Raw genomic sequence first — 8002 nt, forward strand, 5'->3', positions numbered from 1 at the left:
TAATACTATAATTTCGTTTTGAAATACATTTTTATAATATTACTACCTTTTTTTAAATTTAAAAGTGCCTACCATTAAATAAGATAATACAAATAATAAAAACATAGTAGGCCCTATATTAGTAGCTTTTCCAGTACCAGTCATAATCAAAGCATAAAGTGCTAAAAATGTTCCTGTAATTGTAATGGGAATCCCTGAAAAAACGCCACTAAAATCCGTAATATTAAATTTCGCTAACCTATATGCTCCCGCTACTGGAAATACTAAAACCATCAAATATCCAATGTAACCTAGCGTAGTAAAATTATAAATGTTAAATATCAATATGGAAGGTGCCACACCAAAAGATACTAAATCACATAACGAATCTAGTTCTTTACCCATTTCGGTATCTACTTTCAAATATCTAGCTAATCTACCATCATATCTATCAAATATTCCTGCTAAAAAAATAAATAGTACTGATAATTTATAATTGCCTTCAAAACTCATAAGTATTGACATAATTCCACAAGACATATTGCTTAAGGTGAAAATGTTTGGTACTGCATTTTTTAATTTAACCATATATATCACTCCTATCCTTATGATTATACCATATTATTCAAAGTTATACTTTAGAATTCTCGCACATTCTTATAAATTATTTGTTAAAATTTATAAGGACTAGCATTATATGCTAATCCTTTTTGATAGTTATCTTTCAACAATAATAGCAGTTCCTTGGCCTCCACCTATGCATAACGTAGCAAGTCCAGTCCTGGAATCTCTTTTTATCATTTCATGTATTAATGTAACAAGTATTCTTGCTCCTGAACCTCCTACTGGATGCCCTAGTGCAATCGCTCCACCGTTAACATTTACTTTTTCCATATCAAAACCTAAATCTTTAGCTACAGCTAATGATTGAGCAGCAAAAGCTTCATTGGCTTCTATTAAATCTAAAGCGTCTACAGATATTCCTGCCTTTTGTAACGCTTTTTTACTTGCAGGCACTGGACCATATCCCATTATCTTTGGATCTACCCCAGATGATGCATAAGATTTTATCGTAACTAGAGGTTTAAGTCCAAGTTCTTCTGCTTTAGCCTTTGACATCACTATAAACATAGCCGCACCATCATTTATTCCTGATGCATTACCTGCTGTTACAGTACCATCTTTTTTAAATGCTGGCTTTAATTTTCTTAATTTTTCTATAGTTGATCCCATTTTCGGGAATTCATCTGTATCAAATACTATCGGATCACCTTTTCTTTGAGGAATTTCTACTGGAACAATCTCCTCTTTAAACCTGCCTTCTTTTATAGCCCTTTCAGTTTTTAATTGGCTGTTTAATGCAAATTTATCTTGATCTTCCCTTGTTAAATTCCACTTCTCTGCAATATTTTCTGCTGTAACCCCCATATGGTAATTATTAAATACATCCCAAAGAGAATCGTTAATCATAGTATCAACTATTTTTCCATCTCCCATTTTTTCACCCCATCTATTATTTGGAAGTGCATATGGAGCATTGGTCATGCTTTCAGTTCCACCTGCTAAAACTATATCTACATCTCCACACATTATAAATTGTGCAGCCATGCTTACAGCTCTCAGTCCTGATCCGCATACTTTATTTATAGTAAGGGCTGAAGATTCTTCAGACATACCTGCATATATTGAAATCTGTCTTGCAACATTCTGTCCAAGTCCTGCTTGTAATACATTACCGATAATAGCCTCTTCTACTAGCTCTGGTTTAACTCCAGCTCTTTTTATAGCCTCTTTAGCAGCAATGGTACCAATCTCTACAGCCGATAATTTTGATAATGTTCCTCCAAAACTACCTATTGCTGTTCTTGCTGCACTTACAATTACTACGTCTCTCATATTTTACCCCTCCGCTTATTTAATTTAAAACTTCTTTGTATATATTATACCAATCATTCACATAAAAAGAAACGGGTGCATTTTAGAAACACACCCGTTTCAACATATCAAAGTATATAATTTATGTCCCTTGTTATTTAACTATTATCCGAAAAAATTCATAAAGGTGGTAATAATACCAGCATTGAAGAAATCTATGAATAAACTTCCTACTAGTGGTACGATAAAGAATGCTCTTGGAGCAACCCCATAGTTTTTTGTAAGAGCTTCCATATTTGCCATAGCATTTGGTGTAGCACCCATACCAAATCCACAAGTACCACCAGACATTACTGCTGCTTCATAATCTCTACCCATAACATTAAAAGTTACAAAGTAAGCAAATAGTGCAATTATTAACCCTTGAGCTAATAGCATAACTAAAAGTGGTAAAGCTAAATCAGCTAATTGCCATAATTTTAATCCCATTAATGCCATAGATAAGAATATAGCTAATGATACATTTCCTATGATGTCTATTTCATCCGCATAAATTTCGTATATTTTTGTTGAATCTGATAAGTTTCTTATAATTGCAGCTGCAAACATTGCTCCAATATACGCTGGGAATGTCACTCCTGTTTTTTCTAAAAAATAAGATATTATTGTTCCAATACCCATAGCTATAAAAAGCTGTGTTGTAGCATGCATAAAGTTTCCAGGAACTAATTCTTTTAACCCATTTTCTTTAGTTGCTGCAACTTCCGATAAAGATTTAACCGTTTTCATTGAAGGCGCAAGTTTATGTTTATCAATTAGTTTCTTAGCTATTGGTCCGCCAAGCATGCTACCCATTATTAATCCAAATGTAGCTGATGCCATTGCTACTGTATTTGCTCCTACAGCACCTGCTTTTTCAAACACTGGGCCAAAAGCGCCTGCAGTTCCATGCCCACCAACCATAGGTACTGAACCAGTAGAAAGTCCTATAAGCGGATTAAGTCCGAATATCTTAGCAAATACTACGCCTGTAATGTCTTGACAAATTACAAGAACTACAGCTATTCCTAGGAAAATGAAGACCTGTTTGCCACCCTTTTTCAGAAGTTTAAAACTTGCTGTAAACCCAATAGTTGTAAAGAACGCGGTCATAAAGAATTTTTGAAGTGTAACATCCATTTCAAAAACCAACATATTTGTTTGTTTTAATATTAATGTCATAATTGCGAAAAGTACTCCCCCTATTACTGGCGCAGGTATACAATACTTATCTAAAACTGTTAGCTTTCTTTTAATTAATTGGCCTATAAATAAAACTACAACTGCTAATGCTGCTGCTTGAACCATATCTAATTTTAAAATCATTTAATCGTCCCCCTCATAATTTTTATATTATAATATTATTATAAGAAGTTGATTCAATAAACTACATAAAACTACAAAAACATTCATTTATTAATTTAAATTTTCAAAATATTTGTATATTTGAAGTCTTGTATGAAATATTTACCAAGTATAAACTAACTTAATTTAGTAATAATTCCTTCTATAAACTTTTTTGTACTTATTTTCCCTGGTTCATTCAGTGGGTTATTTATATGTCTCATTTCTTGCCTTATTTGTTTAAAATCAAATAATAGAGTACTATACTCCATGAAAACACTATTGCTATAATCATCACAACCCAGCTCTGATAAATTTTCCAACGCCTTTTGAATAGTTCTCCTAATCCTTTGTTCTAATGCTTTTTTATTTGCATTTAGATTTTCATATCCATGTTCTTCCTGCACAATCTCATCGTATATTTTTTGTAGCTTGTATATAGAAACTGGATTTCTCTTTTTAAATTCTATGATTTTATGTACAATTTTTATTAACTCATTACTTCCTACTGCCCCGGTAATACCTATCCTAGTAAAAATATTTATTATTTCCTCATCTACAAATAATTCTTTTGTTATGTTTTTATCATTATTAACTCCGAGTAGTGCACTCTTTATAGCTTCCAAAGAATCTTCAAGCTCAATATTACGACATATGCCTTTTATAACATTGATTGCCTCTATACTATTTATAGGCTTACTTATAAAAAAAACTATACCACTTTCATATGCTTTTGATACCACTGACTTCTCTTCAACTTGAGATATCATAATAAACTTACCCTTATACCCCTCTTCCTTCACTCTATTAATTATTTCAATTCCATCAAGTAAAGGGAGCAAAAGATCAATAAGTACTATTTGGGGATTATAAAATATTATTTCTTGAACAGCATGTTCCCCACTATCTAGCTCACATATAACTTTTCCAAGATTATTTTTCTTTATAAGAAATCCTAGCATTTTTCTAATATTAACATCATCATCAACAATCAAAAAAGTTTTTTCCAACATTATCCTCCATTCAATGAACTTGCAGGTATACTGAGTATAAAAGTAGTTCCTATATCTTGTTCTGATTTCACTTCTATATTTCCACCTAATTGTTCAACTATATTTTTAACATGTGAAAGTCCAATGCCTGTAGAGGCTTTTCCAGTTATACCATCGTATTTTGTAGTAAAGCCTGGATTGAAAATATAAGGAAGAATGTCTTTATCAATACCATTTCCCGTATCAGTTATTTCAAAATATACATTATCATCATCTGCTTTTTCTGATACTATAATAAAATCTTTATCTTTGCAATCATCTATACTATTGATTATAAGATTATTAACCATAACAAATAAATTAGAATAAGCTTTAACTTCAAAATCATTTTGAAAATAGAATGATATTGCTATTTCTTTATTATTCTCTTTTATATACCTAGTAGTATTATCCTTAATAACGGTAAAAATATTTGAAAGTGTCATAGCATCTTCATTTTCAAAATCGTCTATAAGTGATTCAAATCCTTTTAAAACTCTATAATAATCTTTTTTTATCTCATGTACTTCTCTAGCAATATTCAATGTTTTTTCTCTTAAATGATCATTATCCTTATAGGTCTCATATAAATTATAGCTTTTCGACATTACCTGTTCTATATCTTTCATTGACTTCTTTAAATAAAACATTTCAGCCTGTATATTTGAAATCAACAAATTAAGTTGAGTATATCTTTTCTGATGCTCACTATTCAAAATAAATAATTTTTGTTTATTATAAGTCAGATAAATAAAATAAGATATAAATCCTCTTATAAAACCCGCTAAAATAATAATTCTTACAACATGTGAACTAGTGCCATTTCGTATAATAGCTTCAAATACATTACTTAGTGAATCCATTAATGCAAATAATAAAATCGTCTTAACTATATGTTCTTTATATTTTTTAATTTTAGTTATCTTAAGTAGAATTCCATAGATTAAATAATATAATAGCGATGGAAAATTAAAAACAACCGTATTTATAACAGTATGATCTGCAATTAGTATTCCAGAAACACCTCTAACTATGAATACACCTACTCCACATAAAAAAGCCAGCCTAATTTCTGAGATATCTATCATTATAAGAACGCATAAATTAAAAATAATTACCCCTGCCGAAAATTTAAAATCACTCTGAAATGGGTAAAAATATATTTCTCCAAATAGGGATACAATTGTGGCTAAAAAAATATACTTTTTTGTTTTCAACATAAAACCCTCCAAAATACGGCTAAATTCTGAATAATTACAGTCTTCGCTCCTCTATAATACCATATTCACTCTATTCACAGCCGTTAATTCTATAATAACATCTCCACTACTGCTAAAAGTTCTTCCATGCTATCTACAACATAACCGGGCTCATACTTAAGAATCATATCCATAGGAAGTGCACTCCATCCCACAATCACAGATTTAATCCCTGCATTTTTAGCACACAAAACATCAAAGGGACTGTCCCCCACAAAGATTGTTTCATCTTGTTTTCCACCTATTTTCTTCAAAGCCATAAGCGCTGGAGTCGGATCTGGCTTATGTTTCTCTGTATCATCTGCGCCTATAATAACATCAAAATATTCCATTAATCCGAAATGATTCAATCCCATAATTGCCGATTTATTCATCCGCGATGTGACAACTCCAAGCTTATAACCTTGCTTGTAAAGCTTTATTACGCCTTCTTTTACTCCATCACGAATTGAAATTAGCTTTTCAAATTCACCAATTTGAAAATTTCTATAAGTCTTAATAGCTTCTTCACTATCATCACCAAATTCTCTGTCTAATGTAATTTTTAAAATTTCTCCAAAATTTTTAATAATATCTTCTTTATCTACATCTTTATTCAAATGTCTTTGGTAGGTATGTTGAAACGATTGTATAATTAATTCATTTGTGTCTAACAACGTTCCATCTAAATCAAATAAAATATTTCTAATTGTCATAAACAAGTCCCCCTTACTATTAAATAATTACCTAAATTCTTTATTTTTTATTTACTTTCGATAATTTTCTTTCCTTCATTATACTGATTATCTCCGTTTTTATTGGATTATTTATTATATACAATATTATAGTGTAGACTATTAAACCCACAAGCCCTTGTATTACGAGCCCTAGAAATCCACCCAGAATGAAATAGCCTGAAATATATACACTTATTGCTGAAAGTCCTCCTGCTAAATAATATCCATAAGTACCTTTAAATATTTTTTTAATGTCCAAATATTTTTTCACTAGAATTATTCTTAATACACAAACTACAAATTCTGTTATAACTATAGCTATAACTCCGCCTAAAGCTTTAAATTTTGGTACTAGAATTAAATTTAAAGCTATATTAATCACTGAAGCGGCTAATAACGGAATAATATATTCTTTGTTTTTATTAGTAGGTAATGTATACTGATTTGCAAATACACCCCCTACCGCAATAAATAAAATTATCAAACTAGATATCATCATGTAAATAATAATTACGTTAAATTCACTACCAAAAAACCAAGGAACAAAGTTTTTAGATATACCCATAATAACAGACATTATAAAAATTGAAGATGCCAACGTAAAATTCACTGATTTAACAATGTATTCTTCCACCTTCTTGACTTCACTTCTCGCATACATGCTAGCTATTCTTGGCATCAATACAACACTAAGTGAGGTTACTATTGCTAGTGCTATTCTAGCAATTCTTTGTGATTGATCATAAAATCCAACTTGCTCTATAGTTGATAGTTTTCCAATTAAAATTTTATCTAGGCTTGTATACATTTGAATAGAAAATTGGGGTAGTAAGATTAAAGCAGCACCATTTATATGATGTTTAATGTTAATATTTTTAATATAGAATTTACCTACGTATTCTTTTACAAAAACCCATAATGTTAAGCTTCCTAAAAATACTACACTTGAATTTATTAGTATATATATGTATATGTCATTTGATGTTTTTACAAATGTAAATATCAATATAAGACCAATTATTTTAACAATTATATTTCTTGTTACGGTTTTTTTAAAATCCTCCATAGCAATAAAAAACCACGTAATATCAAACATAGCATTTAATAAAAAGGGGATTTGGAATGCAAAAGCAATTTTATAGTCCAACAGGTGAAAATATATAATAAAAACCATGTAAATCGCTAAACCACACACACTGGTGATTACTTGTAAGGACCAAATGTCCCAAAATTTCTTAGTGGTTTTTTTTCTATCACTCCTAACATATGCAATTTCTCTAATTCCGTAAGAGCTGATTCCGAACATGCCTACTATATAGAAGAATTGTGCCACTGAAAAAGTATATCCATATATGCCCATCCCTTTTGCTCCAAAGATTCTTGATACATAGGGTATAGTAATTATAGGTATTATAATAGTAAGAACTTGATAAAGACTATTATAAATGTAATTAGTTACCACATTGCTTTTCACGACTTTTTTCATTTTATGCCCATCCTATACAACAAATTTTCTGATTACACCCTATAACTCTAATTTATCAAATAATCTTTTAGTATTATTAAAGTCTGAATATTTATTAGTTTTACTATTAATTGTTTGTCTAATATCCTTATAATCATCTATATTAGCATTAACCTTATCAACAAAGCTATGAAGTTGTGTCACATCTTTAATTATTGGCCCTGGAATCCACTCGTAAATATCATCAAATACAAAACCCCTACTACTATTATATTCACCTAAATCATCCATTAC

At 30.3% G+C, this 8002-nt stretch carries 8 protein-coding genes; all 8 read right to left on the reverse strand.

The genetic code is table 11. The annotated features are described in order from the left end of the window. Positions 1–42 precede the first annotated feature (42 nt). On the reverse strand, positions 43–567 hold the full coding sequence (gene pssA, locus ACJAX4_RS19895; RefSeq protein ID WP_435791178.1) for a CDP-diacylglycerol--serine O-phosphatidyltransferase: 525 nt from the start codon (positions 565–567) through the stop codon (positions 43–45). 129 nt (positions 568–696) lie between these two features. Then, positions 697–1875, reverse strand: a complete 1179-nt coding sequence (locus tag ACJAX4_RS19900; protein ID WP_435791179.1) for an acetyl-CoA C-acetyltransferase — start codon at positions 1873–1875, stop codon at positions 697–699. 144 nt (positions 1876–2019) lie between these two features. Then, positions 2020–3219 (reverse strand): sodium/glutamate symporter, encoded by a 1200-nt coding sequence (gltS, locus tag ACJAX4_RS19905; RefSeq protein WP_435791180.1) that lies wholly within the window; start codon positions 3217–3219, stop codon positions 2020–2022. A 155-nt stretch (positions 3220–3374) separates the two neighbouring features. Next, positions 3375–4247 carry a response regulator gene (locus ACJAX4_RS19910; protein WP_435791181.1) on the reverse strand — a complete coding sequence of 291 codons (873 nt, stop codon included), beginning with the start codon at positions 4245–4247 and terminating at the stop codon, positions 3375–3377. Positions 4248–4249: 2 nt separating this feature from the next. Next, positions 4250–5488: a sensor histidine kinase gene (locus ACJAX4_RS19915; RefSeq protein ID WP_435791182.1), complete on the reverse strand. Its 1239-nt coding sequence runs from the start codon at positions 5486–5488 to the stop codon at positions 4250–4252. Positions 5489–5577: 89 nt separating this feature from the next. Continuing rightward, on the reverse strand, positions 5578–6222 hold the full coding sequence (gene ppaX, locus ACJAX4_RS19920) for a pyrophosphatase PpaX (protein ID WP_435791183.1): 645 nt from the start codon (positions 6220–6222) through the stop codon (positions 5578–5580). 40 nt (positions 6223–6262) lie between these two features. Next, positions 6263–7729: an oligosaccharide flippase family protein gene (locus ACJAX4_RS19925; protein WP_435791184.1), complete on the reverse strand. Its 1467-nt coding sequence runs from the start codon at positions 7727–7729 to the stop codon at positions 6263–6265. Between the two features lie 39 nt (positions 7730–7768). Continuing rightward, positions 7769–8002, reverse strand: a 234-nt coding sequence (locus tag ACJAX4_RS19930) for a CDP-glycerol glycerophosphotransferase family protein (protein ID WP_435791185.1), incomplete at its 5' end; no start/stop codon positions are given.

This window comes from Clostridium sp. (assembly GCF_051278035.1).
In the GTDB taxonomy this organism is placed as follows: Bacteria; Bacillota; Clostridia; order Clostridiales; family Clostridiaceae; genus Clostridium_AD.

What these genes read in the sequence shown, in the direction of transcription:
- ACJAX4_RS19925 (WP_435791184.1), bottom strand. Translation starts at nt 7,729, where the DNA reads ATGAAAAAAGTCGTGAAAAGCAATGTGGTAACTAATTACATTTATAAT.
- ppaX (WP_435791183.1), bottom strand. Translation starts at nt 6,222, where the DNA reads ATGACAATTAGAAATATTTTATTTGATTTAGATGGAACGTTGTTAGAC.
- pssA (WP_435791178.1), bottom strand. Translation starts at nt 567, where the DNA reads ATGGTTAAATTAAAAAATGCAGTACCAAACATTTTCACCTTAAGCAAT.
- ACJAX4_RS19915 (WP_435791182.1), bottom strand. Translation starts at nt 5,488, where the DNA reads ATGTTGAAAACAAAAAAGTATATTTTTTTAGCCACAATTGTATCCCTA.
- ACJAX4_RS19900 (WP_435791179.1), bottom strand. Translation starts at nt 1,875, where the DNA reads ATGAGAGACGTAGTAATTGTAAGTGCAGCAAGAACAGCAATAGGTAGT.
- gltS (WP_435791180.1), bottom strand. Translation starts at nt 3,219, where the DNA reads ATGATTTTAAAATTAGATATGGTTCAAGCAGCAGCATTAGCAGTTGTA.